The following is a 24,610-nucleotide window of genomic DNA, read 5'->3' as shown; positions in this document are numbered from 1 at the left end:
CTCAAGTTTTTATGCGATGAGTGCCGGTAGTTGAGGCATTTAACGTTTGAGGCCGAGTAGCAAAATGGTTATGCAGCGGATTGCAAATCCGCCTACGCCGGTTCGATTCCGACCTCGGCCTCCACTCTTAAAGCCCCGTAGATCAATGGTCTACGGGGTTTTTTAATGCCTGCGATTTGGGATCGTTTCCGCAACCTGTGTCTTTTCGGTAGGTGATAAGCCAGCTTCCGCCGAGTCTGCCACTGGCATTGCCAACAATCATTTTGGAGGAGGTCAGCGGCGACTGACTTGCACTTGATGCGTGCTTGAAGAGTGATTCATGTTGCGGTAGTCACAGTGCCAGCATAAGCTCGCGCGGTAGCATCAGTGCCCCTTTGTCTAGACGTGAGCGCGCGGGTCACGCGGACGGAAAAGGGTTGTAGTTAGGCCTATTGAAATTGATCCTGCCACAGAGCGGACATAAACAGGGATGTCAGTTATGCATGCAATCGCTCCATACTCCATTCGTTTTTTTGACCCGAATAGCACCGCTATTAAGATCGAGGATAGATATTCTAAACTTGATAAAGTGGGTGCCTATGATGCCTTTAAAATTCTAGGGGACTATTTCAAGAGGGTCGATGATAAGTTTGTAATTGCTGAAGATACCAAACAGGTTTACAGATTCAAAGGCATGACGGCGGATCCGGCAAAGCGGCAAGTCGCTGGCTGGTTCGAAGTCGGAAGCTATGGTGTCAAAAATGATATTATAGATATAAAAACCGGTAACGTGGACTACCAGAAGACGCAAGAGAATGCGGAGATAATAAGGCACTACGTTAGATTTTTTATACCCGCTGGTTTTAATGAGGGTATCGCCCTGCTTCATAGCTTCAAAGGAGCGGGCATAAAAACGCTCCTTCATGAACTGCTTCGTGTTGAGTTTGTACGAATTACTAAGCTTAATTTACAAATGAATCCTTTAGCCTACAAGAAAGCGTTTGTAAGCTGGGAAAAAGCTGCGGCGAAAGAGATAAGGCTGACGAAATTTGAAGGCATGAGTGATCTGACTGATCAGATAAAAAAATTAGGACACAAAGAGCAACAGTTAATTATTAAGCCGCCAAGTCGTTCATCCCTAGGTCTGTTCAAGGATTACTTAGATCCCAATAGCGATAAGTATAAGGTTGTGGAATACCTGTCACCAATGTGCGCACACGTGAAGGTAGTGGTTGAGCTGGGAGGTAAGCGCCGGACTTTCACGATTGGTCGACCGGCAGACGAGCAGGTTTGCGAAATTGCCATCGACGAAGAGGATGTGGATTTCATCGCCGGGAACCCTGTCGGAAGCTCTCTGCATAAATGGTGTACTATAGTTTTGCAGGACCTGGCAGACGCGCTTTATCCTAAGATGGGGGTGAAAGTATGAGTAGCAAAGTCAATGTCACCGAAATTTTTTTAGGGCATATTGCAACTCTTTCTGACCCTGAGGGTAAAAGATCGATCGGCGATTATATTACTTTTTTTCTTGTGCCTGTTTTAGTTGCGGGACTTGGCTTGTTGGCAGGCTATAATTTAAATAAAGATGTATCCTCTATGCTCGTCAACTTTGGTGCAATTTTCACCGCGTTGCTGTTGTCGGTATTGGTGCTTGTATATGATCAAGAAAGCAAGTTGGAGGCGAATAAGCAAGCGGATACTTTGTATGCTCCAAAAAAAGAGCTTCTTAGTCAGTTGTATTACAATATCTGTTTTTCAATATTGAGTTCTATAGTGCTGGTGGCATTGTGTTTTGTGCATTCCGTAGTATTTAAGCTGGTTCACGAATTCGGAGTCGGGGATGCAGTTATTCACTTTAGTTATGCTAGGTATCTGATCACGCCTTTAGTTATATTTGTGACAGCTAATCTCTTGCTAACTATTGTAATGATCGTGAAAAGAATGCACGCGATGCTGACAATTTAACTTACTCGCTTATACGTCAGCGCGGTGCACTCTTCACATCGTGGGATTTACAATTTCGCCTAGTAAGCGGCTGGCGTGCGTAAGTTCGATCTCGCTGGCGGCTTTAGGCCGGATGTCCTTGAACTGGAACTGGCGGATCAGTATGGCCAAAGCCGAGTCTCCGTCGGCGCCTGCTTTGATAGCAGCTTTTTCGCGAGCTTCATCCCAGCGGTTACGCAGCATCTGCTGGCTCATCCGTAGACCGGACGTATTTGTGATCAGCCTGGATGTTTTTATGCCGTTGAGCGCGCGACGTTCCTGCAGGTCATCAATGAAGGCGCTCAGCGCGGATTGCACGCCGGCGTCTTCCAGACGAAGGCGTAGTTTCTTTTCGGCGGAACGGGGTCAGACCACAGTATTTGATTGAGGACCAGTGATCTGCCCCTTCGATTTCAGCGCAGTTTAAATGGGCTGAGTGCTGGTTGGATCTAGCTTATCAAGTGCCGCATTTACGAGAAGCCCTGCGCTCTCAATAATCTGCGCCAACCCGAATGTTTGAAGACGCTGTGTTCCACTTGCCGCGAACGCTTGTTCGTTCGCTATCGCTGACGCTGAAGCCAATAGCTCACTCGCGTTCACTAACGCTTCCTCGGAGCTCAAGCCTGGCTTCACGCTGAACACGCTGGTTGCAAATTCATCATCAGTCGGGTGTATTTTCATGAGTGGCACTCCAGTGCACCGCACATGGAATGAATCATCAGCGCTGAATACTGATGGGGCGGTTTAATAGTTGCGACTGGAACCTGGCAGCTTTGATTTGTAGAAAACATCCTCTATACCCTCGGAAAGTTAAGAGGCCACCACCGCCGTTGCGACACGGTTGGGTGGTGGACCGTGCGAGGGTCGCAAACCGGTGTCCGAGGGTACCGGCCGGGCAAAAGCCCGCCTCACACGGTCCACCATAGATGCGGTAAGCAGGCATAAAAAAAGCGCCTGCTACAGAGCTATGGCGCTACCGCGCCTCAGACTACTTCAGGTTGCGACACCCGGCCACAGGATTTACTGCGACGGCGCATCCTAGCCAGGTTGCTTCCTATGGCTCAACCTCGCCAAGTTGTAGGAATGTCCGAAGCTCGGCAGGCCAGCGGTTTGTCATTCAAATTGCAGTGCTTAAGCCACTCGTCGAGGCAACAGCACTTTCTATCCACGCAAACCCTCTCAACCCTATGCGCAACCCTGCGCTACCGACAGGAGGTGATTTATGGTGGATGACAACAACGGGCCTGCAGCGCCATACCCTGGACCTAAAAAGGAAGTGCCTGATGCCGGCGAGGGCCATGTGTCGGGTCTTGATCAGGCGGAGTCCGAGCCCAAGCAGGGTACGGGCGAGAAGCCAGCGGATTGGACCCCACCGCCTGGCAACCCGGGATCGGATCAGGACGCCCAGACCGACCGTGACAACGGCGGAGCCAGTCAGGCTCAATCGAATACTTAAGGCTTCACAGAACCTGGCCGCTGCCCCTAATGCCGATCAGTTAAGCGAACGCAATGCTTCGAGCAAAGAAAATCCCAGTGGGAGCGGGCTTGCTCGCGAAAGCGGTGTGTCAGCCAACATCAATGTTTGCTGGGCCGACGTCTTCGCGAGCAAGCCCGCTCCCACATTTGATCTTCGTTGCTTTAAGCATTGCGTTCGCTTAACTGACCGGCATTGGCCACTGCGCCGGTGATTTCAGCGCTGTTTAAATGGGTTGAGTGCTGGTGGCCGGATCGCGCTTATCAATTGCCGCGTGTAGGAGGCGCCCTGCGTTACTTCAAGATCTTAGTGCTGTCCATCCATCGTATTGCGAATAAAGTCGGCGACAACAGGATTGGACAGCCGAGCAATCACAATACCCTGGCTGACCACGCCCAATTGCACGTAGCCTTTATTCCGCTGTTTGATAAAGACGGGGCCGCCAGAGTCGCCGCTGTCTGGAATCAGTCCATCGGCGCCGATGCAGAAACTGTTTTGCAGGTTAAGATTCGGCACGATGGCGCTGCATTGCGTGTCGGTCATTCGCGGCAATCTACCCTGCTGCAACGTGTCCTGGCGCATATCGGGTGGGATGCGTGCCGTGTTACCCCAGCCGATGGCGTTCAGGTGCTTGCGGCGATCCTCAAGGGTTTCACCCGGTGTGGTGAGTTTAATTGGGATTATGCCGGTAGCCACCCGATCAAGTTTGATCAGCGCGACGTCCGGGGCCAGCGTGCGCGGGAAATCCGGATGAATGAAGATACGTCGTACGCTCAATACCTGGCCTTGGCTGGCATCGCTGAGTCGGGTGCGCCCTACGATAACCTCGATATCCGAAGGTTCGGTGCCCAGCAGGCAGTGAGCGGCGGTAAGCACCCAGTCGGACGCGATCAATGAGGCACCACAGCCGTGGCGCTGGAGCGGTGTCGACCCCGTCTCCTTGAATTGGATGGAGGCTGCAAACGGGTACCGTCCGACAGGCGTATCCGCGCCGCCGACTATGGCGCTGGAGGTTAGGGGAAGTAATAACGCTGCCGCGGCCAAGGTTCTTCTCAGGTAGGGTAGAAAAGGCGCGGACGGAATGCCGGTGCTGTCATTCATGGTGATCTCTCTCGAGGGCGGGAGTAGATCAATTAGCCATGAATGGTTTTGCAAAAAAATAAGACTCGGGTGAAAGCGCTGCGTGATATTTCCGCAAGATGGTGTAGTGAAACGCATACGTACGGGTTCAGTCGCCTGGTTCGGTCCCAGACCTGACGATTCGCTGCTCTTTCACCTCACCCGCATACCCACCGATTTTCTCCTGCTGCGCCGTCAGCAGCGCGCAGATCTTCATCAGGGCTGCGGCTTCATTCGGCGTTCTGCCGTCGGCCACCATCGCGGTCAATTCAACCACCGACCACCCGATCACCGCCGCTGCATCTTCCAGGTCATAAAACAATTCCTGCTGAGCGGTCCTGGGGCCGTCAAGGCCTTGTATCAACTCGTCCATCCTGTTTTCCTGGCCGCTTAGGTTTCTATCCGCTGATATCCATCAGAGTCGCTTGCCGAACGTTGAACACAGGCATCCCCGCGTTGCGCTTTCGACGAGCAAGTGTGGCGTACGCGCCCGGCGGGTGTAAATGCCGCGGTCGGCCAGATGCGCAGGCATATTCATAACAACTACCTCGGCGATGTGCTGTACTGGCGGCGATTGTTGACTCGATCCTGATGCTGAACCCGAGGGAATACGATGCTGATCTACGCCGCAACCATTCCATGTTTTTCCCAGATGTTGAATACACTCAAAGGCCTGTTGGCCAAGGGCAATGAGCACGCCCGCGCGCTCGGCTACGATCCGCAGAACCTGCTCGATTCGCGCCTCGCGCCGGATATGCATCATCTGGCGACTCAAGTCCGTTTCGCCTGTACCCAAGCCCAGGACGCCGTCAATCGGCTTAGCGGGCAGCCTGCATCGGCGCTGGAAACCCCGGCGTCAATGGACGAGGCCTTCGCACTGATCGACACGGCGCTGCAGGCACTGGCCGGTGCGGATCGTGAATTGATCGAGGGGCGGGCAGAAGAGTTGATCGTTATCAAGCTTCCCGGCGAGATCACGTTTGAGATGACGGGCAATGAATACGCCGTCAACTGGGCGACGCCACAGTTCTATTTTCACCTGATGACGGCGTACAGCATCCTGCGGCATAACGGCGTGCCGTTGGGCAAGGCGGATTATGTGCCGCATATGTTTGCTTATTTGCGTAAAGGCTAGGGCCGGGTTGGTTTGCGGCAGATTCGTTCCCTCGTGCTCGAATCTGCCTTGACCGTCTTCTCACTTCCCCCCAGTCACATCCAAAAAGGTCCCGGTAATAAACGACGCCTCTGCACCCGCCAGCCAGAGCACCGCGCGTGCCACTTCTTCGGGTTGGCCGCCGCGGCCCATCGGGATGCTGTCCTTGACGCGGTCCACGCGGCCGGGTTCGCCGCCGCTGGCGTGCATGTCGGTGTAGATATGCCCTGGGCGTATGCAGTTGACGCGTATGCCTTCGCGCGCGACTTCCTTGGACAGGCCGATGGTGAACGTCTCCAGGGCGCCTTTCGACGCGGCGTAGTCGACGTATTCGTTCGGGCTGCCGAGGCGGGCGGCGCCCGAGGATATATTGATCACGCTGCCGCCCTTGCCGTTGTGACGAAACGACATGCGTTTGACGGCCTGCTGCGCACAGAGCATCGGGCCGATGGCGTTGATCGCGAAGATGCGTTGCATGCGGGAGAAGTCGAGGTCTTCGAAGCGCGATTGCAGCCCAAGGACGGCGGCGTTGTTGACCAGTACGTCGATTCGGCCAAATGTCTGGTCAATGGCGGCGAATAGCTGTGCGACCTGGTCCGGGTCGGCACTGTCGGCGCGCACGGCCAGGGCGCGGCGGCCCAGTGCTTTTACATCAGCCACCACGCCCAGTGCGGCGGCCTCGTTGCTCACGTAGCTGATCGCCACGTCGTAGCCTTGCGCGGCCGCAAGTCGCGCCGTGGCCGCGCCCACACCTCGGCTTCCGCCGGTGATCAGAATCAGGGGAGTTGAAGAGACAGAATCCATTTGTCGTACCTTTGTGAGGGGTGAAGGTCAGCCGATAAGCATCGTGCCGCTGGCAATGACCACGCACGCCAGCACTTTTCGAACGCTCAGCGACTCGCCAAGGAAGATGTAACCGATCAATGCCGCGAACACCACGCTGGTTTCGCGCAGGGCCGAAACGGCGCCCATGGGCGCTTCAGCCATGGCATAGATAACAATGCCGTAAGCCAGCAGGGACACCAGCCCGCCCGCCAAGGCCGTGATGAATCCCGGTCGCTGGGCAAACAGGCTGCGTGTATCGCGCAGGCCGATGTAGACCAATGGCATCAGTACGCCCCAGAGGGCACACATCCATGCGGTATAGGCCAGCGGTGCGCCGGACAGTCGTGCGCCGATTCCATCCGTGACGCTGTAGGCCGCAATGAAACAACCCGTACCCAGGGCGTAGGGCAGGCTGGGGACGGCCAGCCTGCGCTGCTTGAAAGCCAGTGAAATAATGCCGCCCGAGACCAGGGCAATCCCAAACAGCGCGCTGGCGCTCACCGTCTCGTCGGCAAAGGCCAATGCGAACAGCGTGATCAGGATAGGCGAGGAGCCCCGGGCGATCGGGTAGGTTTGCCCGAGGTCGCCGACTTTGTAGCTGCGCACCAGGAACAGGTTGTAACCCACGTGCAAGACGCCCGACAGAACGGCGTACGGCCAACTGGCCACGGCTGGCGCCGGCAAGAACAGGGCGATGCCGGCGCTGGCCACCGCGACCGCCAGGCACATCACGGTCATCGACCACAACCTGTCGTTGCCGGCACGCAGTAGCGCGTTCCAGCTGGCATGCAGGAGCGCGGCGAAAAGGATGAGTACCACGATAGGCAAGGGCATGCGCAATAGTAGGCATCAGATCCGGCAGTTTGAAAGCGAAGTCCGCTCATCCTGCCATGAGTCATTGCTCATGCTTCAGCGATAGCTGTGTTGGGCCCGTGTCGACTCATCCAGCAGCCAGTGACGAAATTTGATGATGTGAGGCTGGGACTCGACGCCTTTGGGGCAGACAAAATAGTAGGCGACCGGCGATGCGAAGGGCACCTCGAACAACCTGACCAGGCGACCGTCGTTGATCTGGGCTTCAACGTGGCCGCTGCGGACCAAGGCAATGCCCTGGCCCAGCAGCGCCGCCTCGATGGTCATGGTGGTGTCGGCAAACCTGACGCTTTCATTCAGTGCGCCAATGCCGACGCCGACATGCTCGAACCAGGCTTCCCACTTGGGCACCAAGTCCGCGCCGTCACGCGTCAGCAGCGGATAGCGCAGCAGCTCGGCGGGCTCGTGCGGGGTGCCAAAACGGCTGAGCAGGTCGGGGCTGGCCACGGGAAAAATCTGTTCCCTGAGCAGGAACTCCGAGTGCAGGCCGGGGTAGTTACCGTTGCCCAGGCGGATCGCCACGTCGGAATCCGCGCTGGAGAATTTGATCGCCTTGTCGCTGGTTTCCAGCGTGATCAGGATCTCCGGGTGCTGCTGCGACAGGCTGGGCAACCTGGGGAGCAGCCATTTGAGTGCGAACGAGTAGGTGGTGCTGACCTTGAGCCGGACCCTGCCTTTTTGTTCCTGCAGGTCCGACAGCGTGGCCGCAAGGTTGGTGAAAAACTCACGCACGATCGGCGCCAGCGCGGCACCGGCCGGGGTCAGTCGCAACGATTTCCCACGCTGGAACAGCTGCAAGCCCCAGAGCTCTTCGAGGTGCTTCAACTGATGGCTGACGGCGCTCTGGGTGACGTGCAATTCTTCTGAAGCCGAGGTGAAGGTGGCATGCCGGGTGGCAACTTCGAAAGCGCGTAGGGTGGCGGTTGGGGGCAGGTCTCTCATCGATTGGGTCCCGGCGATCAGCTTCCATGAGTGAAGCCTCATGGTAACGGCTTTCTGTAGTGAGCGGGCTTGCCCCGCGCTGGGGGGCGCAGCCGCCCCAAACCAGGCGACTCGGTTTTGCCTGAACCCCCGAGGTGTCTTTGTTGGGGCGGCTACGCCGCCCAGCGCGGGACGAGCCCGCTCACTACAAGGTTGTACGTTACGTTTACTAAACCCCAGCCAAAGAAAAGCCCGCGTGGGGAGCGCGGGCTAAAGGGATGTTCACTAGGAGCTGGGTCCACCATAGGGCGTCGCCTGTGAAAGCTTTGTGAAAGCTTTGGTAAAAAAGTGTATGCCTCAATCGTGCAGTGGCTGTACGGGGCGAGGAGCTCGATAACGCTCTACTGTCGCAGGCATATCACACCTTTTGGATGCCGCGTCATGTCTATGTCTACCAGCCTGCTCTCAGCGTTTGTGCTGTTCGCCTTCGTGTCTTCGATCACGCCGGGGCCCAATAACACCATGTTGCTGGCTTCGGGGGTGAACTTCGGGTTCCGCCGCTCGATGCCGCACGCGCTGGGGATCAGTATCGGCTTCATGGTGCTGGTGATTTCGGTGGGCCTGGGGCTGGGCGAAGTATTCAAGGTGTTTCCGTGGGCTTATACGCTGCTGCGTTACGTAGGGGCCGCGTATTTGTTGTACCTGGCGTGGAAGATCGCGACGGCGGGCGGCCTGTCCGACAGCCCCGATGAACAGGGCAAGCCCATGACCTTCCTCGGCGCGGCAGCGTTCCAGTGGGTCAACCCCAAGGCCTGGATCATGGCGCTGGGGGCAATCACCACCTATACGCCGGCAGAGGGCTATGTCACCAATGTGCTGGTGATTGCGCTGGTGTTCGCCGTGGTCAACTTGCCCAGCGTGTGCGTGTGGGTCGGCTGCGGCAGCGGCTTGCGCACTGTGCTGCGTGATCCGCGCTGGGTGCGGCTGTTCAACTGGTCCATGGCCGGCTTGCTGGTGCTGTCGTTGTACCCCATGTTGTTTGTGGCTTGAGGCTCAAACCGGCGAGATGGTAGCCAGCAGGCCGATGCCGATGGTCAATACCAAAAAGCCGAACAGGAAAAGTGCCATCTTGGCCATAAGGCCTCCGAAAGGAAGGGGTGGGGAGGGCGCCATTGTCCGCCCCGGCGGCTTTTCGATACAGAGGCAGATAGCAAAGAAAAAACCGTATCAGATGCGTCTGCCGCTGTTCTGCCGTGGGCTCTGCGCGGTTGCAGTTTTTTCCAGCTCAGCGCCTGAGACAGCCGACGCGTTTGCCCCTAAGATGGCGCCATTGCATCAACAATAAGAGTGGGCCAACCCTCGATGGAAAGACGTCAATTCAGCGGCGGCATGAAAGGCAAGAACCTGCGCTACCTCAACGAAACCCAGCAGCCGGCGTCGGTCACCCGCGTCGGCTTCCTGTTGCTTGAACACTTTTCCCTGCCCGCATTCACCCAGACCCTCGATACTCTCGTCACCGCCAACCTGCTGCGCCCCGAATTGTTCGCCTCGCGCACCTTCGGCTGGGACGATGGCGAAGTGATCAGCGACCTTGGCCTGGTGATCCGCCCCGACGCGCGCCTCGATGCAGCGGCCCTGCAAGATCTTACGTTGCTGGTGATCTGCGGTGGCTTTCGCACTGAGCTCAAGGCCAGCGACGACTTCATCCACCTGCTGCGCAGCGCCGCCGAACACGGCATCAGCCTCGCCGGCCTGTGGAACGGCGCCTGGTTTCTTGGCCGCGCCGGCTTGCTGCAAGGCTATCGCTGCGCCATCCATCCCGAACACCGCCCGGCCCTGGCTGAGGTGTCAAAAGCCACCCACGTCACCAGCGAACCCTACGTGATCGACCGCGACCGCCTCACCGCTTCCAGCCCCTCCGGCGCGTTCCATATGGCGCTGGACTGGATCAAGGGCCTGCACGACAAAGCCCTGGTCGAAGGCATTGAAGACATCCTGGCCTTCGAAGAATCGCGCTACCGGCGCATCAAGCCCACCGAAAACATCAGCGTCAGCGCGCCGCTGCGTGAAGTGGTGAAACTGATGGACGCCAACCTCGAAGAACCCCTGGAACTGGACCAGTTGGCCGTCTACGCGGGCCGCTCCCGGCGCCAGCTCGAGCGGTTGTTCAAGGAGCAACTGGGCACCACGCCGCAGCGCTACTACATGGAACTGCGCGTCACCGAAGCCCGGCGGCTGTTGCAGCACACAGAGTTGTCCCAGGTGGAGGTGCTGGTGGCGTGCGGGTTTGTGTCGCCGAGCCATTTCAGCAAGTGCTACAGCTCGTATTTCGGTTATCGCCCCTCCAAGGAAAAGCGGTTGGTGAAGTAACATCCCCACTGGCTCATTTTTTCAAGGAAGACCTCCATGTCTCTCACGCTGTTGGATCGTTATCGCGGTAGCCTGCTGGGCCTGGCGTGTGGCGATGCGGTAGGCACCACCGTCGAATTCATGCCGCGCGGCAGCTTCACGCCGGTGACCGATATGCTCGGAGGAGGGCCGTTCAGCCTCAAGCCCGGCCAATGGACGGACGACACGTCGATGGCGCTGTGCCTGGCCGAAAGCCTGATACGTAAAGGTGGGTTTGATGCCGCCGACCAGATGGGACGCTATCTGAACTGGTGGAAGTGGGGCTACTTGAGTTCCACCGGGGATTGTTTTGATATCGGCATGACCGTACGTACGGCGCTGGCGGAGTTTGAGGCGCACGGTGAGCCGTTTGCAGGTTCAACGCAGCCTTTTTCCGCCGGCAATGGTTCGATGATGCGTCTGGCGCCGGTCGTGCTGTTTTACTTTCCAGACCTTCAACGGGTCGACGATTTTTCCCGTCAAAGTTCCCGTACCACCCACGGCGCCCAAGAGGCAATCGAGTGCTGCGTCGTGCTGGCGCGGGCAATCGGCAACGCCTTGAAGGGGGCGACCAAGAAGCAACTGTTGAACGTCTCATGCGCCGGCCTGACTGCCCCCAAAGTCGTGGCGATTGCCCAGGGGGAGTATCGCGATAAACCCCGCGCGGACATCACGGGCAGCGGCTACGCCGTGGCGTCGCTGGAGGCCGCGCTGTGGTGCGTGCAGCACACAGACAGCTTCGCCGACGCCGTCTTGACGGCCGCTAACCTGGGCGATGACGCGGACACCACGGCGGCCATCGTGGGCCAACTGGCCGGTGCGCATTATGGTGTGCAGGGTATTCCGCAAGGCTGGCTGGAGAAGCTCTGCATGCGTGATGACATTGAAAAAATGGCCGATGCACTGTTCAACGCCGCCGCCCAACACCCCGAATAAACAACGATTTGGTTTTCATCAGAACCGATCCAGGCGATATGGCATGAGCGACTGGCCGCCATTCGCCAACTCCCCGACCCACTCCGCCGTCACCGCCGCCTGCGTCAACCCCAGGTGCTGGTGCCCGAACGCAAGCAGCACCTTGCCGTCACACACCCGGTCAATCACCGGCAACGAATCCGGCAATGACGGCCGGAACCCCATCCAGGGTGTTGCCCCTTGGGCGCTAAGGTCCTCGCGAAACAGCCCCTGGCTCAACCGGTGTAACTGCCAGGCGCGCTGCATGTTCGCTGGCCGCGCAAGGCCGGCGAATTCCACCGTGCCGGCCAGGCGCAGGCCGCCGGTCATGGGGGTCATGATGAATTTTCGTTCCAGGGAGGTGACGGCAAACGGCAGGCGATGAGATTCGCGGGGCAGCATGAGGTGGTAGCCGCGCTCGGTGTCCAAGGGCACTGTTTTGCCGGTCAGTGCGGCAGTGAGCTTGGCCGAGTGGGCGCCGCAGGCAATCAGCACCTGGCGTGTGCTCAACGGGCCCTGGTCGGTGATGAGCGAAACGCCGTGCTCCTCCACGCGACCCTCCAGCACTTGGCGCTTGAGAAATTGCACGCCACTGGCCTCGGCTGCCCGGACCAGTTCGCGCACCACGTGGTAAGGGTCCAGGAAGTGGCCGGTGCCAGGGAAAAACAGCCCGCCCTGGAGGTTGTCGCTCAACTGCGGTGCTGCCTTGCGTATGGCATCGCCGGACCAGAACGCCACGGGCACCTGCTGCTGTTGCATGCGTTGTTGCAAGGCCTCCAGGGCTGGCCGTGACTCCGCCTGCTCATAGACCAGCAGCGAGCCATCCTCACGCAACAAGTCGGCGCGGCCGATGCTGTGCAGCAGGCGCTGCCATGCGCCCAGGCTGCCTTCATTGAGCGCGCGCAGACCCGCGACCGTGCGCTGGTAATTGGCCGGGCGCAGGTTCATGAGCAGGCGGAGGAACCACGGCAGGGCGCGCGGCAGGTAGCGCCAGTCCAGGCGCAGCGGGCCCATGGGGTCGAACAGCATGCGGGGCAAGCGCTTGAGAATCGACAGGTCGGCAATCGGGAACACCTGCTCGGTCGCCAGGTGCCCGGCGTTGCCATAGGACGCCCCCATGCCGGGTTCCTGCAGGTCGAGCACCACCACCTGCCGGCCCTGGCGCGCCAGTTGCAACGCGCAGGCCACGCCAATAATGCCGGCGCCCACCACGACGATATCGCGCTCGGCCATGGCCTAGGCTTCTGCGTGGTTAGTGTGTTGCGCCGACCAGTCGGCGTACCACTGGCGAAACAGCGCGTACTGGCTCTGGGCGTAACGGCGCTGGGCCTCGCTGAGCACGTCGGTTTCGTTGAAATGCACGCTGTAGCCCTGGTCGCCGTTAAGCTCCATCAGGTACTTGTAATACAGCACCAGGTCGCAGCCTTCATCGAATGACGACAGCACGGCCAGCGCGGCCTCCAGTTCACGGGCCTGGCGCCGGGCCTTGACATCGCCCTTGGCGGCTTGCCTGCTCAGCGCCACCAGTTGCAGGACTTCCCGGGGCAGTGCGTTGCCGACACCGGTGATAGCACCCGTGGCGTTGCAATTGACGAAACCGTGCACCACCTGGGTGTCGACGCCGACCATCAGGGTGACGCTGTCGTCCTGGGAGGTGATGTGTTCCGCTGCGTAGCGCAGGTCTGCAGCACCGCCGAACTCCTTGAAGCCAACGAGGTTCGGGTGTTCGCGGCGCAGTTCAAAGAACAGGTCGGCGCGGGTGGCGAAGCCGTAGTAGGGGCTGTTATAGATCACCGCCGGCAGGTTCGGCGCGGCCTTGAGGATCGCCGAGAAGTGGGCCTTTTGCGCAGTGGCGGATGCGCCACGGGACAGCACGCGCGGAATCACCATCAAACCGCTGGCGCCCACCTTGGCGGCGTGGGCCGCATGGGCAATCGCTTCGCGGCTGTTGACCGCCCCCGTACCGACGATGGTCGGCACGCCAGCCGCCACCAGACGCGCGACACCTTCCTGGCGCTGGGCTTCAGTCAGCAACGGCCAGTCGCCCATGGAGCCGCAATACACCACGGCGCTCATGCCGATATCGACCAACTCGCGACCCTTGGCGACCAATGCGTCGAAGTCCGGCTTGCGATCAAAGGTGCATGGCGTCATCAGGGCGGGGATGCAGCCGGTGAAAATGTTGTCGTTCATTGTTCTTGTTCCTTGAGTCAGTTAAGCAGGGCCGGGGCGCCGATGCCCCAGGCGAAAGGGTCGCGTTCGTCGATCAGCAAGGTGCTGTCGGCGGTCATGTAGGCGCTGCCGGTGATGAACGGCCGTACGCGTTCGCCGTCCCATTCATAACGGCCGGTGAACTGGCTGCCGGTGATACTGGCCTGGACCCAGGTTTCACCCGGCGCAAGTTTTCCATCGGCCGCCAGGCAGGCCAGCTTGGCGCTGGTGCCGGTGCCGCAGGGCGAGCGGTCATAGGCCTTGCCGGGGCACATGACGAAGTTGCGGCTGTCGGCCAGGTCGTCGTCGGCGAACAGTTCGATATGGTCGATCAGCGCGCCGTCTTCAGCGTGGATGCCTTGGGCTTCGAGGGCCCGGAGCATGGCCCAGGTGTATTCGGTCAGGGCGTCGACGTTGTCCATCTGCAAGGCTTGGCCGTGCTGCGACACCAGGAAAAACCAATTGCCGCCCCAGGCGATATCGCCGTGGACCACGCCATGGCCCGGCACATCGACCGGCACCTGTCGGCGAAAACGGTAGGCAGGCACATTGCGCAAGGTCACGCTGGCGTCTTCGTGCAGCGTCGCCGCCACCGGGCCGACGGGCGTGTCGATGGTGTGCACGCCGGGCTGGATGAGACCCAAGTAGTGCAAGGACGCCACCAGGCCGATGGTGCCGTGGCCGCACATGCCGAGGTAGCCGGCGTTGTTGAAGAAAATCACGCCGCACACCGCGCCGGGGGTGACAGGCTCGCAGTACAGCGCGCCAACCAGCACGTCATTGCCACGCGGTTCCAGCAAGCAGGCGCGGCGCCAGGGGTCGTGCTCGCTGCGCAGGTACGCCAGTCGCTCGGCAAGGGTGGCGCCGTGCAAGGCCGGAAAGCCGGTCATCACCAGCCGCGTCGGTTCGCCGCCGGTGTGGGAGTCGATCACGTGCAGCCGTTTCATAAGACGCTCACTTGTGAGTGATTGGATAGGCATACAGTGAGCCCATGGAGGGCGGCGCGATTGATGTTTTTTGCCTGTATTGATGACGAAATCAGCACAGTTTCCACCGCTCGACAGTGCTCCGGGCATCGGGCAATCTGCTAGGCGTCAAGGCCATCCGTGGGAACCGACCATCATGATGCAGAGCGCGTTTGCGACCCTTTGCCAGGGGAACGAGGCGAATCGCCCTCACACCCTCAAGCAGCTGTTGGCCGGTGTCGTACAGCTGTTGCCAATGCTGGATGTGATCCCCAACGCGGCGATTTTCATCAAGGACACCCAGGCGCGTTATGTGCTCGCCAACCTCACCCTGGTGCAACGCTGTGGCCTGAAGTATCTGCAGCCGCTGCTGGGCAAGACCAGCGCCGAAGTGTTTCCCGCGCAACTGGGGCCGGGCTACACCGAGCAGGACCGGCGCGTGCTGGAGCAGGGCTTGGTGCTGCAAGACCAGCTGGAACTGCACCTTTATGGCACTCGCGAACCGGGCTGGTGCCTGACCCACAAATGGCCGTTGTACAACCACAGCGGCGCCATCATCGGCCTGGCCGGTATTTCCGTCGACCTGCAAACCGCCAGCGAAAGCCACCCGGCGTACCCGCGCCTGGCCGCCGTGGACGCGCACATCCGCGCGCACTTCAACCGCCGTGTCACGCTGGGTGAATTGACGCATATCGCCGGGATTTCCGTGGCGCAGCTGGAGCGTTACTGCAAACGCGTGTTCCACCTCACGCCCCGGCAGATGATCCAGAAAGTGCGCCTGGAGCAGGCCCATCGGTTGTTGCAGACCGGCATGCCGATTACCGAAGTCGCGTTGCAGTGCGGCTATACCGATCACAGCGCGTTCAGTCGCCAGTTCAAGGCGTCGACGGGGTTTACGCCGAGGCAGTATCGGGACACCTGCAACGCCTGACTCGTGTTCTGTAGTGAGCGGGCTCGTCCCGCGCTGGGGGGCGAAGCCGCCCAAATAAGGCCACCTCAGTCTTTCAGAAAGACTGAGGTGCCTGGGTTTAGGGCGGCTTCGCCACCCAGCGCGGGACAAGCCCGCTCACTACGGTCCGTTTCAGGGCAGCCACATCGCAATGCAACGAATGCGCCACACAACCCTCATATGTTCACGAGTAATGCATTCGACGACAGGTACCAAGCTTATGACGGCGGCTGAAAACAACCATGTGAACTGGCTGGTGGAACAATCGATGCTGCATGCGGCACGCCAGCGGGCCAAGCTCTATTCGGGGCAGGGCCGGTTGTGGCAGCAGCCTTACGCGCAGACCCGGCCGCGCGATGCGTCGGCGTTGTCGTCGGTGTGGTTCACCGCCTACCCGGCGTCGATCGTGACCCGTGAGGGCGGCACGGTACTGGAGGCGCTGGGGGATGAAGCGCTGTGGCACGCCTTGTCGAAGATCGGCATCCAGGGCATCCATAATGGCCCGCTGAAAAAGTCCGGCGGCCTGAACGGTACCCGGCACACGCCGACCATCGACGGTAACTTCGACCGCATCAGTTTTGAAATCGACCCACAGCTGGGCACCGAGGCGCAATTGCAGGCGTTGACGCGCATGGCGGCGGCGCACAACGCGGTGATCATCGACGATGTGATCCCGTCCCACACCGGCAAGGGCGCGGACTTTCGCCTGGCCGAGATGGCGTATGAGGACTACCCAGGCCTCTACCACATGGTTGAAATCCGTGAAGAAGACTGGCCGCTGCTGCCCGAGGTCGCCGAGGGGCGCGATGCGCAGAACCTCAGCCCGCTGCAGGTCGATGCGTTGCGCGACAAGCACTACATCGTCGGCCAATTGCAACGGGTGATCTTCTTCGAGCCCGGCGTCAAGGAAACCGACTGGAGCGCCACCGACGTCGTGGTGGGCGTGGACGGCAAGCCGCGGCGCTGGGTGTACCTGCATTATTTCAAAGAGGGCCAGCCATCGCTGAATTGGCTGGACCCGACCTTCGCCGCGCAGCAGATGATCATCGGCGATGCGCTGCATGCCATCGACGTGATGGGCGCGAAGATCCTGCGCCTGGACGCCAATGGTTTCCTCGGCGTGGAACGCAAGCTCGACGGCACCGCGTGGTCCGAAAGCCATCCGCTGTCGATCACCGGCAACCAGTTGCTCGGCGGGGCGATCCGCAAGGCCGGCGGTTTCAGCTTCCAGGAGCTGAACCTCACCGTGGATGACATTGCTTCGATGTCCCATGGCGGCGCCGACCTGTCCTACGACTTCATCACCCGTCCCGCCTACCAGCACGCGCTGCTGATGGGCGATGCCGAATTCCTGCGCTTGATGCTGCGCGAAATGCACCGGCAGGGCATCGACCCCGGCTCGCTGATCCATGCGTTGCAGAACCACGATGAATTGACCCTGGAACTGGTGCACTTCTGGACGCTGCACGCCCATGACACCTTCCTGTACCAGGGCCAGACCTTCCCCGGCAATATCCTGCGTGAGCACATTCGCGAACAGATGTACGAGCGCCTGACCGGCGAGCATGCGCCATATAACCTCAAATTCGTGACCAACGGCGTGTCGTGCACCACCGCCAGCATCATCACGGCGGCGCTGGGCATTCGTGACCTGGAGGCGATCACACCGGCGGATATCCAGCAGATCCGCCAGATCCATTTGCTGCTGGTGATGTACAACGCCATGCAGCCTGGCGTGTTTGCCTTGTCCGGCTGGGACCTGGTGGGCGCGCTGCCGTTGGCGGCCGAAGAGGTCGAGCACCTGATGCAGGACGGCGATACGCGCTGGATTCATCGCGGCGCGTATGACCTGGTGGAGCTGAACCCGGACGCAGAGCTGTCCGCCGGCCACATGCCACGCTCGAAAAGCCTCTACGGCAGCTTGAACAGCCAGTTGCAGGACCCCGAGTCCTTCGCCTCGCAACTGCAAAAAATTCTTGCCGTACGCCGCGCCTACGATATCGCCGCGAGCCGCCAGATCCAGGTGCCGGAGGTGGAGAATCCTGGGCTGTTGGTGATGGTGCACGAATTGCCGGCCGGCAAGGGCACGCAAATTACCGCGCTGAATTTTGGCGCTACGCCAATCACCGAGACCCTGCATTTGCCCGATATTGCCGCGGGCATGGTGGTGGACATCATCAACGAGCGGGTCGAGGGGGATTTGACCGCCGAAGGCGAATTCACCATTACGCTGGATGCCTATGAGGGGCTGGCGTTGCGGGTAGTGAGCAGCTCACCCCTGTAGGAGCGAGCTTGCTCGCGAAACGTCAACAATAACGCGTGCTTGCTGGATGAACCCGGCGCCTATGGGTTCTTCGCGAGCAAGCTCGCTCCTACAAGTCAGTACAGTTGCGGCACAATGAGTTCCGGTGGCGTCGGGCTGCGCGAATAGTCCTCCTGCCGTTCGCGCTGCGGCAGTTCGATCACCGGTAGCTCAACTTCCTCATAGGGCATTTGCCCGAGCAGGTGACTGATGCAGTTGAGCCGCGCTTTCTTCTTGTCATCCGCCTGCACCACCCACCAGGGCGCTTCGGCGATGTGGGTGCGTTCGAGCATGATCTCCTTGGCCTTGGTATAGGCTTCCCAACGCCGGCGCGACTCCAGGTCCATGGGACTGAGCTTCCACTGCTTGAGCGGGTCATGAATACGGCTGAGAAAGCGCAGGTGCTGTTCCTGGTCGGAAATCGAAAACCAATACTTGATCAACTGGATACCGGAGCGGGCGAGCATACGTTCGAACTCCGGCACGGTGCGGAAGAACTCTTCGTACTGGTCGTCATTACAGAACCCCATGACTTGCTCGACGCCGGCGCGGTTGTACCAACTGCGGTCGAACAGCACGATTTCGCCGGCGGCCGGCAGGTGTGAGACGTAACGCTGGAAATACCACTGGGTTTGTTCGCGGTCATTCGGCGCGGGCAGGGCGGCCACCCGGCAGACCCTGGGGTTCAGGCGCTGGGTGATGCGCTTGATCACGCCGCCCTTGCCGGCGGCATCACGCCCCTCGAACAGGATCACCACCTTGTGGCCGGTCTTGACCACCCAGCTTTGCAATTTCACCAGCTCGCCCTGCAGGCGGAACAGCTCGCTGAAATAAATCCTGCGTGCGGCTTTTTCGCGGCTTTCACCGACATGCTCATCGAACAGTGTGTTCAGGTCGTGCCCGTCTTCGGACAGTTCCAGTTCCAACTCCTCATCACTGTGATCAAGCAATTCACGGTGAATGCGCTGCATCAAGGCGTCTTCTACAGAGGACATGGGCGGAACTCGCGTGGTGGGGATGGCCAAGTCATAGACGCATTTTGTTACCAACCAATTACACCGAATAGCCTGATCGCCAGGGAGGAGGGCGACAACCGGGCGTTTTGCCACTGCACGTTCATAAAACCGTAACAAGATTGTTGCAGAGTTGCCGAGCCCGAAATCACTAGGATTCTCCTTAATGAAACGTCTGATGAAGTCTGCTGCAATCGCCGTCGCGGTTTCTTTGAGTGCCACCTCGGTATTTGCGGCGGAAAACGTCCGCCTGACAGGTTCTGGCGCAAGTTTCCCGGCTCCGATCTACCTCACCTGGTTCAAAGACTTCAGCAAGAAGACGGAGGGCGTCACGGTTGACTACCAATCCAAGGGTAGCGGCGCGGGCGTGCAGGACTTCCTGAACAAAACCGTCGACTTCGCCGCCAGTGACTCGGCAATGAAAGACGAAGACATCGCCAAGGTTGCCGAAGGCGTGCAACTGCTGCCGATGACCGCGGGCGAAATCGTTCTGGCGTACAACCTGCCGGGCAGCCCAAAAGGCTTGAAGCTGCCGCGCGATGTTTACTCCAACATCTTCCTGGGCAAGATCACCAAGTGGAACGACCCGCAGATCGTCGCGGCCAACCCTGAGCTGAAACTGACTGACATGCCGATCACGGTTGTGGTGCGCGCAGACTCCAGCGGTACCACTGCGGTGTTCACCAAGCACCTGTCGGCCATCAACCCTGCGTTCAAACAGGACCTGGGTGAAGGCAACACCGTCAACTGGCCAGCCAGCGACAAGTTCATCAAATCGCCGAAAAACGATGGCGTGACCGCCACCGTGCGCCAGACCCCAGGCGCCATCGGCTACATCGAGTACGGCTTCGCCAAGCTGGCCAAGGTCGACTTCGCCCAGCTGCAGAACAAGGCCGGCAAATACGTGGTGCCAAACGCCGAAAGCGGTGCTGAAGCCCTGGCTGCGGTGAAGATGCCGGAAAGCCTGGTGGCCTGGCTGCCGGATCCGGATGGCGCCAAGTCCTACCCGATCACTTCCTATACCTGGATGATCTTCCGCAAGAACAACGGCAACCCGGCCAAAGCCAAGGCCATGCGTGAAATGGTCGAGTACAGCCTGACCGAAGGCCAGAAAATCGCCGATTCGATGGGCTACATCCCGCTGCCCAAATCGGTTGTCGACCAGGTTCGCAAAGCTTCCGCCAACATTCAGTAAGGCTTGCCAGGCCGCTCCCGGCGTGGGCTTGCCCGCCATGCCGGAAGCGTTCCCCCCTTGTTCCGGAATCAGCCAATGAACTCACCTTTTGTCGTACCGGTTAACCCGGACTCTGCGTGCCGGCCACCGTCCACGAAGGACTTTGTGGTTGACCGCACCTTCCGTGCCCTTGCACGCATCGGTGTGGTGCTGATACTGGCGCTGGTTTTCGCGCTGGTGTTCGAAGTAGGGCGCAAGGCACTTCCCGGCATGGAGAAGCACGGCTTTGATGTGCTGTTGGGCAGTGTCTGGGATGTGAACCAAGGCAAATACGGCATTCTGCCGGCGATTTGGGGCACGCTGTACAGTGCCTTCATCGCGTTGCTGATCGCAGGCTTCTTCGGCGTCAGCATGGCGATATTCCTGACTCAGGACTTTTTACCGGCCAAGCTGGCTGCAGTGTTTCGCACCATCGTCGAGTTGCTCGCCGCCATCCCCAGCGTCGTTTACGGCCTGTGGGGGATCTATGTGGTGATCCCGGCGATTCGCCCGCTCACGGCGTGGCTGAACAGCGAGCTTGGCTGGATCCCGTTTTTCGGCACCTCCCTGAGTGGACCGGGCCTGCTGCCGGCCGCGTTGGTACTGGCGATCATGATTCTGCCGACCATCGCCGCGGTTTCCCAGGACGCCCTCACCGGCGTGCCGATGAAAACCAAGCAAGCCGCCTACGGCATGGGCACTACCCATTGGGAAGCGATTCTCAAGGTGATGGTGCCATCCGCCGCCACCGGCATCTTCGGTTCCCTGGTGCTCGGCCTGGGCCGCGCACTGGGTGAAACCATGGCCCTGGCGATGCTGGTGGGCAATGCGAACAATATTTCCCTGTCGCTGTTTGCACCGGCCAATACCCTGGCGGCCTTGCTGGCGCTGAACTTTCCCGAAGCCGGCCCGAACGAGATCGAGGTGCTGATGTACGCCGCACTGGTGCTGATGTTCATCACGCTTTTGGTGAACATCATCGGTTCGATGATCATGGTCTACGCCCAGCGGGGGACTAAACAATGACTGACCTCTCTTCCCCAATCACCGCCATGCCGAGCCTGCAGCGCCGGTTCGAAGGCCGCGCCCTGCGTAGCCTGGTGCTGACCAGCCTGGTGTGGTTTGGCGCACTGCTGGCCAGCGTGCCGCTGATTTCCGTGCTGTACATGCTGATCACCCGCGGCGGCGCTCGCCTGAGCCTGGAAGTGTTCACCGAATTGCCACCGACCGGGTTCGAGACCGGCGGTGGCTTCGGCAACGCCATGGCGGGTACGTTCGTCATGGTCGGTATCGCGGCTGCCATCGCGGTGCCGGTCGGTATCCTGGCCGCCGTGTTCCTGGCTGAACTGGGGCCGGACAGCAAACTGGCGAACGCCTCACGCTTTGCCGCCAAGATGCTCACCGGCTTGCCGTCGATCCTGGCGGGCGTATTTGCCTACGCCCTGGTGGTGATGACCACCGGGACCTACTCGGCGCCTGCCGGCGGCATCGCACTGGCGGTATTGATGCTGCCGATCGTGGTGCTCACGGCTGAAGAGTCGATGAAGATGGTGCCCAAGATCATGAAGGACGCTGCCTACGGCATGGGCTGCACCCGCTCGCAAGTGATCTGGAAAATCGTCCTGCCCACCGGCATGCCGGCAATCCTCACGGGCGTCATGCTCGCCGTGGCGCGCGCCGCTGGCGAAACCGCACCGCTGTTGTTCACCGCGCTGTTCAGCAACTACTGGATCTACCACGACGGCAACCTGGCGGTGATGAATCCGACGGCCTCCCTTGCCGTGCTGATTTACAACTTCTCCGGCATGCCCTTCGACAACCAGCTCGAGCTCGCCTGGGCGGCCTCGTTGGTGCTGGTGATGATCGTGCTGGTCGTGAATATCGTGAGCCGTATTTTCGGCAAGCCCAAGTACTAAGAACGGGAGCAACTGAATCTTGAACACGTCATCTGCGCAAATAGCCGCTCCGTTTATCACCCAGGCACCTGTGGTCATGGACTGCAAGCTGGACAAGATTTTCTACGGCAACTTCATGGCGGTGCGTGATAGCCATGTGCCAATCGAAAAAAACAAGATCACCGGTTTCATCGGTCCGTCCGGCTGTGGCAAATCCACCGTGCTGCGTAGCCTCAACCGCATGAATGACCTGGTGAAGGGCTTTCGCTTCGAAGGCCATGTGCATTTCCTCGGCCAGGACGTGTACGGCAAGGGCGTTGATCCCGTGGTCGTACGCCGTTACATCGGCATGGTGTTCCAACAGCCGAACCCGTTCTCGATGAGCATTTTCGACAACGTGGCTTTTGGCTTGCGCCTCAATCGCTACAAGGGTGACCTGGGCGACCGCGTCAAGCACGCCCTGCAGGGCGCCGCGTTATGGGATGAGGTCAAGGACAAGCTCAAGGTCAGCGGCCTGTCGCTTTCCGGCGGCCAGCAGCAACGCCTGTGCATCGCCCGCGCCATCGCCACCGAGCCTGAGGTGTTGCTGCTCGATGAACCCTGCTCGGCGCTTGACCCGATTGCCACGCGCCGCGTCGAGGAACTGATGGTCGAGCTCAAGAAGGACTACACCATCGCGCTGGTGACCCACAACATGCAGCAGGCCATTCGCGTGGCCGATACCACCGCGTTTTTCTCGGTGGATATCTCCCAGGGCACCCGCACCGGCTATCTGGTGGAAATGGGCCCCACCGCGCAGATCTTCGAAAACCCGCGCGAGCAAATGACCGGGGACTACATCAGCGGCAAGTTCAGCTGATCCGCCCATCCACTGTTTCTCAGGATTGCCAATGACTGCAACACGTCGTCTTGATTTGCTCGCGATCGAACGCGCACTGCGTAAGGTACAGGGCCGTTTTGCCCAGCTCAGCCGGGACTTTACCGAGCCACGCGACCCGCTGACAGACGAGGTGTTGCACAATGTGCTTGAAGGCTACGCCCTGATTGACGAGTATGTGGCGCGCGGAGTCGACTTGTTCGACCTGCAGCAACTGAACCTGATGCTGGAGATCAATGCCACCGTGCTCTGCGGCAAAGACCCGCAGCGCCGGCAGGAATACGCCCAGCACCTGGCCGCGACCGAAGTGCATTTTTTCAACAATGTCGAAGGTGGCATCAAGGATTTGTACAACTGGTACTGCAAGCACCACGATGAATCGGTGTGGAAGCGCGCCGCCGGTGTCTACGTGCGCGTCCTCAGCAAGCCGCAGTTGTTCATTGAAGGCAACCACCGCAGCGGTTCGCTGATCGTCAGCTACCTGCTGATGCGCGCGGGGTTGCCACCTTTTGTACTGACGCTGGACAACGCCGAGGGCTACTTCAACCCGTCCTCGGTCATACGCAACTCCGCCAAGCATGGCGTCAAGGCCTTGTACGAATTGCCCAAGATCAAGAAGAAATATGCCGCGTTCCTGGAAGATAACGCCCCTGATCCAGCGGAGTTTTTCCTGGGCGACACCCCGGCACCCGTTTATCAAGGTGGCTATTGATATGCTCGGCACGCTCAAGCATGCGTTCAAGCGCCAGCGCATTCGTATCTCGTTCGATATCGATGACACGCTGGCTTGCCAGCTCCACCACAGTGCGACCGAACACAGCCGTTTGCCGGCGTGTGTGCACCGCTGGCTGGGCGAACCGCTGCGCAGCGGAACCCGCGCCTTGACCCGTGAGTTGCGGCGCCAGGGCTGCAGCGTGTGGGTCTATACCTCGTCCGGCCGCACCCCGTCCTACATCCGTCGTTGGTTATTGCTGTACGGCATCCACGTCGATGGTGTGGTCAACAGCGTGCGGCACAACCAGGCCCTCACGGACCGTGGCCTGTCGAGCACCCCGTCGAAATTCCCGCCGGCATTCGACATCGACTTGCATGTCGATGATTCCGAGGGCGTGCAGCTTGAGGGGGTCGATCACGGGTTTCGCGTGGTGGTGGTGGACCCGCAAGACAAGCAGTGGGCGCAACGCGTGCTGGAGGCGGTTGCACAGGTGCAGACGCAGCTTGCGCGGCAGCAACCAAAGAGGCACAAGCTGCCGGTGCGCAGTTATCCGGGGCTTACGTTGAACGGGTGAAGAAGCTTGCCGTACAGGCAGAGTTAAGCAGGGGGGCGGCTGAGGAATCAGTTGGCCCCCTTTTTTATGCTTGTTCAACTGGGTGTGCCTGTTTTACCAACTTTCAGAGACTGACAATTCCTGTAGTGAGCGGGCTTGTCCCGCGCTGGGTGGCGAAGCCGCCCCAAACCAGGCGAATTGGGTTTGTCTGAAACTGCGCGGTGTCTTTATTGGGGCGGCTTCGCCAC

Annotated in this window: 25 protein-coding genes and 1 tRNA gene; 15 read left to right on the top strand and 11 right to left on the bottom strand. The window is 59.7% G+C overall.

The genetic code is table 11. The features are described 5' to 3' along the window. Positions 1 to 50: 50 nt before the first annotated feature. From H0Z09_RS06615 to H0Z09_RS06605, 3 genes are all read left to right on the top strand, one after another. Positions 51 to 124, top strand: a tRNA-Cys gene (locus H0Z09_RS06615). A 354-nt stretch (positions 125 to 478) separates the two neighbouring features. Next, complete coding sequence (locus H0Z09_RS06610; protein ID WP_186688687.1) at positions 479 to 1,408, top strand: hypothetical protein; 930 nt, start codon at positions 479 to 481, stop codon at positions 1,406 to 1,408. Then, on the top strand, positions 1,405 to 1,944 hold the full coding sequence (locus H0Z09_RS06605) for a hypothetical protein (protein ID WP_186688685.1): 540 nt from the start codon (positions 1,405 to 1,407) through the stop codon (positions 1,942 to 1,944). The genes H0Z09_RS06610 and H0Z09_RS06605 overlap by 4 nt, the downstream gene beginning before the upstream one ends. A gap of 33 nt (positions 1,945 to 1,977) precedes the next feature. Here H0Z09_RS06605 and H0Z09_RS06600 read toward each other — a convergent pair whose 3' ends face one another. The 4 genes from H0Z09_RS06600 to H0Z09_RS06585 all read right to left on the bottom strand — a co-directional run bounded on the left by H0Z09_RS06600 (position 1,978) and on the right by H0Z09_RS06585 (position 4,928). Further along, positions 1,978 to 2,280: an integrase gene (locus H0Z09_RS06600; RefSeq protein WP_346656784.1), complete on the bottom strand. Its 303-nt coding sequence runs from the start codon at positions 2,278 to 2,280 to the stop codon at positions 1,978 to 1,980. Positions 2,281 to 2,385: 105 nt separating this feature from the next. Then, positions 2,386 to 2,643: a DUF3077 domain-containing protein gene (locus H0Z09_RS06595; protein WP_186688683.1), complete on the bottom strand. Its 258-nt coding sequence runs from the start codon at positions 2,641 to 2,643 to the stop codon at positions 2,386 to 2,388. A 1,099-nt stretch (positions 2,644 to 3,742) separates the two neighbouring features. Further along, the gene (locus H0Z09_RS06590; protein WP_186688681.1) at positions 3,743 to 4,537 is read right to left on the bottom strand and encodes a serine protease; all 795 of its coding nucleotides are present in this window, start codon (positions 4,535 to 4,537) and stop codon (positions 3,743 to 3,745) included. A gap of 127 nt (positions 4,538 to 4,664) precedes the next feature. Beyond that, a complete protein-coding gene (locus H0Z09_RS06585) occupies positions 4,665 to 4,928 on the bottom strand; it encodes a hypothetical protein (protein WP_186688679.1) in 264 nt (87 codons plus the stop codon). A gap of 240 nt (positions 4,929 to 5,168) precedes the next feature. Between H0Z09_RS06585 and H0Z09_RS06580 the strand changes: the two genes are divergently transcribed. Next, positions 5,169 to 5,690 (top strand): DUF1993 domain-containing protein, encoded by a 522-nt coding sequence (locus tag H0Z09_RS06580; RefSeq protein WP_186688676.1) that lies wholly within the window; start codon positions 5,169 to 5,171, stop codon positions 5,688 to 5,690. Positions 5,691 to 5,750: 60 nt separating this feature from the next. Here the strand turns inward: H0Z09_RS06580 and H0Z09_RS06575 are convergent, their stop codons facing one another. The 3 genes from H0Z09_RS06575 to gcvA form a co-directional block, all read right to left on the bottom strand. Beyond that, a complete protein-coding gene (locus H0Z09_RS06575) occupies positions 5,751 to 6,512 on the bottom strand; it encodes an SDR family oxidoreductase (protein ID WP_186688673.1) in 762 nt (253 codons plus the stop codon). 27 nt (positions 6,513 to 6,539) lie between these two features. Next, positions 6,540 to 7,367: a DMT family transporter gene (locus H0Z09_RS06570; protein WP_076953893.1), complete on the bottom strand. Its 828-nt coding sequence runs from the start codon at positions 7,365 to 7,367 to the stop codon at positions 6,540 to 6,542. Positions 7,368 to 7,442: 75 nt separating this feature from the next. Beyond that, complete coding sequence (gene gcvA, locus H0Z09_RS06565) at positions 7,443 to 8,348, bottom strand: transcriptional regulator GcvA (protein WP_186688670.1); 906 nt, start codon at positions 8,346 to 8,348, stop codon at positions 7,443 to 7,445. Between the two features lie 420 nt (positions 8,349 to 8,768). Here gcvA and H0Z09_RS06560 point away from each other — a divergent pair, with 420 nt between their 5' ends. The 3 genes from H0Z09_RS06560 (at position 8,769) to H0Z09_RS06550 (ending at position 11,651) form a co-directional block, all read left to right on the top strand. After that, positions 8,769 to 9,377, top strand: coding sequence for a LysE family translocator (locus tag H0Z09_RS06560; protein ID WP_186688667.1), 609 nt, complete (start codon positions 8,769 to 8,771; stop codon positions 9,375 to 9,377). Between the two features lie 339 nt (positions 9,378 to 9,716). Continuing rightward, on the top strand, positions 9,717 to 10,697 hold the full coding sequence (locus H0Z09_RS06555) for a GlxA family transcriptional regulator (RefSeq protein ID WP_186689279.1): 981 nt from the start codon (positions 9,717 to 9,719) through the stop codon (positions 10,695 to 10,697). Between the two features lie 36 nt (positions 10,698 to 10,733). After that, the gene (locus tag H0Z09_RS06550) at positions 10,734 to 11,651 is read left to right on the top strand and encodes an ADP-ribosylglycohydrolase family protein (RefSeq protein WP_186688665.1); all 918 of its coding nucleotides are present in this window, start codon (positions 10,734 to 10,736) and stop codon (positions 11,649 to 11,651) included. Positions 11,652 to 11,669: 18 nt separating this feature from the next. Here the strand turns inward: H0Z09_RS06550 and H0Z09_RS06545 are convergent, their stop codons facing one another. Genes H0Z09_RS06545 through H0Z09_RS06535 form a run of 3 tightly spaced genes read right to left on the bottom strand, consistent with a single transcriptional unit; the run spans position 11,670 to position 14,827 of the window. Next, complete coding sequence (locus H0Z09_RS06545; RefSeq protein WP_186688663.1) at positions 11,670 to 12,902, bottom strand: FAD-dependent oxidoreductase; 1,233 nt, start codon at positions 12,900 to 12,902, stop codon at positions 11,670 to 11,672. A gap of 3 nt (positions 12,903 to 12,905) precedes the next feature. Next, entirely contained in the window at positions 12,906 to 13,862 is a 957-nt protein-coding gene (locus H0Z09_RS06540) for a dihydrodipicolinate synthase family protein (RefSeq protein ID WP_186688661.1), read from the bottom strand. A gap of 17 nt (positions 13,863 to 13,879) precedes the next feature. Then, positions 13,880 to 14,827, bottom strand: a complete 948-nt coding sequence (locus H0Z09_RS06535; RefSeq protein ID WP_186688659.1) for a 4-hydroxyproline epimerase — start codon at positions 14,825 to 14,827, stop codon at positions 13,880 to 13,882. A 175-nt stretch (positions 14,828 to 15,002) separates the two neighbouring features. Here H0Z09_RS06535 and H0Z09_RS06530 point away from each other — a divergent pair, with 175 nt between their 5' ends. Both H0Z09_RS06530 and treS read left to right on the top strand, forming a co-directional pair. Further along, a complete protein-coding gene (locus H0Z09_RS06530) occupies positions 15,003 to 15,776 on the top strand; it encodes an AraC family transcriptional regulator (RefSeq protein ID WP_186688657.1) in 774 nt (257 codons plus the stop codon). A gap of 238 nt (positions 15,777 to 16,014) precedes the next feature. Further along, on the top strand, positions 16,015 to 18,078 hold the full coding sequence (gene treS / locus H0Z09_RS06525; protein ID WP_186688655.1) for a maltose alpha-D-glucosyltransferase: 2,064 nt from the start codon (positions 16,015 to 16,017) through the stop codon (positions 18,076 to 18,078). A gap of 95 nt (positions 18,079 to 18,173) precedes the next feature. On the opposite strand, the gene ppk2 is transcribed toward treS, so the two are convergent. Beyond that, on the bottom strand, positions 18,174 to 19,091 hold the full coding sequence (gene ppk2 / locus H0Z09_RS06520) for a polyphosphate kinase 2 (protein ID WP_076953922.1): 918 nt from the start codon (positions 19,089 to 19,091) through the stop codon (positions 18,174 to 18,176). A 184-nt stretch (positions 19,092 to 19,275) separates the two neighbouring features. Here ppk2 and pstS point away from each other — a divergent pair, with 184 nt between their 5' ends. From pstS to H0Z09_RS06490, 6 genes are all read left to right on the top strand, one after another. Further along, positions 19,276 to 20,304, top strand: a complete 1,029-nt coding sequence (gene pstS / locus H0Z09_RS06515) for a phosphate ABC transporter substrate-binding protein PstS (protein ID WP_186688652.1) — start codon at positions 19,276 to 19,278, stop codon at positions 20,302 to 20,304. 75 nt (positions 20,305 to 20,379) lie between these two features. Next, complete coding sequence (gene pstC / locus H0Z09_RS06510) at positions 20,380 to 21,348, top strand: phosphate ABC transporter permease subunit PstC (RefSeq protein WP_057725518.1); 969 nt, start codon at positions 20,380 to 20,382, stop codon at positions 21,346 to 21,348. After that, positions 21,345 to 22,238: a phosphate ABC transporter permease PstA gene (gene pstA, locus H0Z09_RS06505; protein ID WP_076953925.1), complete on the top strand. Its 894-nt coding sequence runs from the start codon at positions 21,345 to 21,347 to the stop codon at positions 22,236 to 22,238. The genes pstC and pstA overlap by 4 nt, the downstream gene beginning before the upstream one ends. A 76-nt stretch (positions 22,239 to 22,314) precedes the next feature. Next, on the top strand, positions 22,315 to 23,076 hold the full coding sequence (gene pstB, locus H0Z09_RS06500; RefSeq protein ID WP_010210300.1) for a phosphate ABC transporter ATP-binding protein PstB: 762 nt from the start codon (positions 22,315 to 22,317) through the stop codon (positions 23,074 to 23,076). Between the two features lie 31 nt (positions 23,077 to 23,107). Beyond that, positions 23,108 to 23,806, top strand: coding sequence for a hypothetical protein (locus H0Z09_RS06495; RefSeq protein ID WP_186688649.1), 699 nt, complete (start codon positions 23,108 to 23,110; stop codon positions 23,804 to 23,806). 1 nt (position 23,807) lies between these two features. After that, a complete protein-coding gene (locus H0Z09_RS06490) occupies positions 23,808 to 24,383 on the top strand; it encodes a hypothetical protein (protein WP_076953931.1) in 576 nt (191 codons plus the stop codon). Positions 24,384 to 24,610: the final 227 nt, after the last annotated feature.

Source organism: Pseudomonas sp. SWRI18 (assembly GCF_014268345.1).
Lineage (GTDB): Bacteria > Pseudomonadota > Gammaproteobacteria > Pseudomonadales > Pseudomonadaceae > Aquipseudomonas > Aquipseudomonas cedrina.
This window is presented reverse-complemented; position numbering and strand designations above follow the sequence as displayed.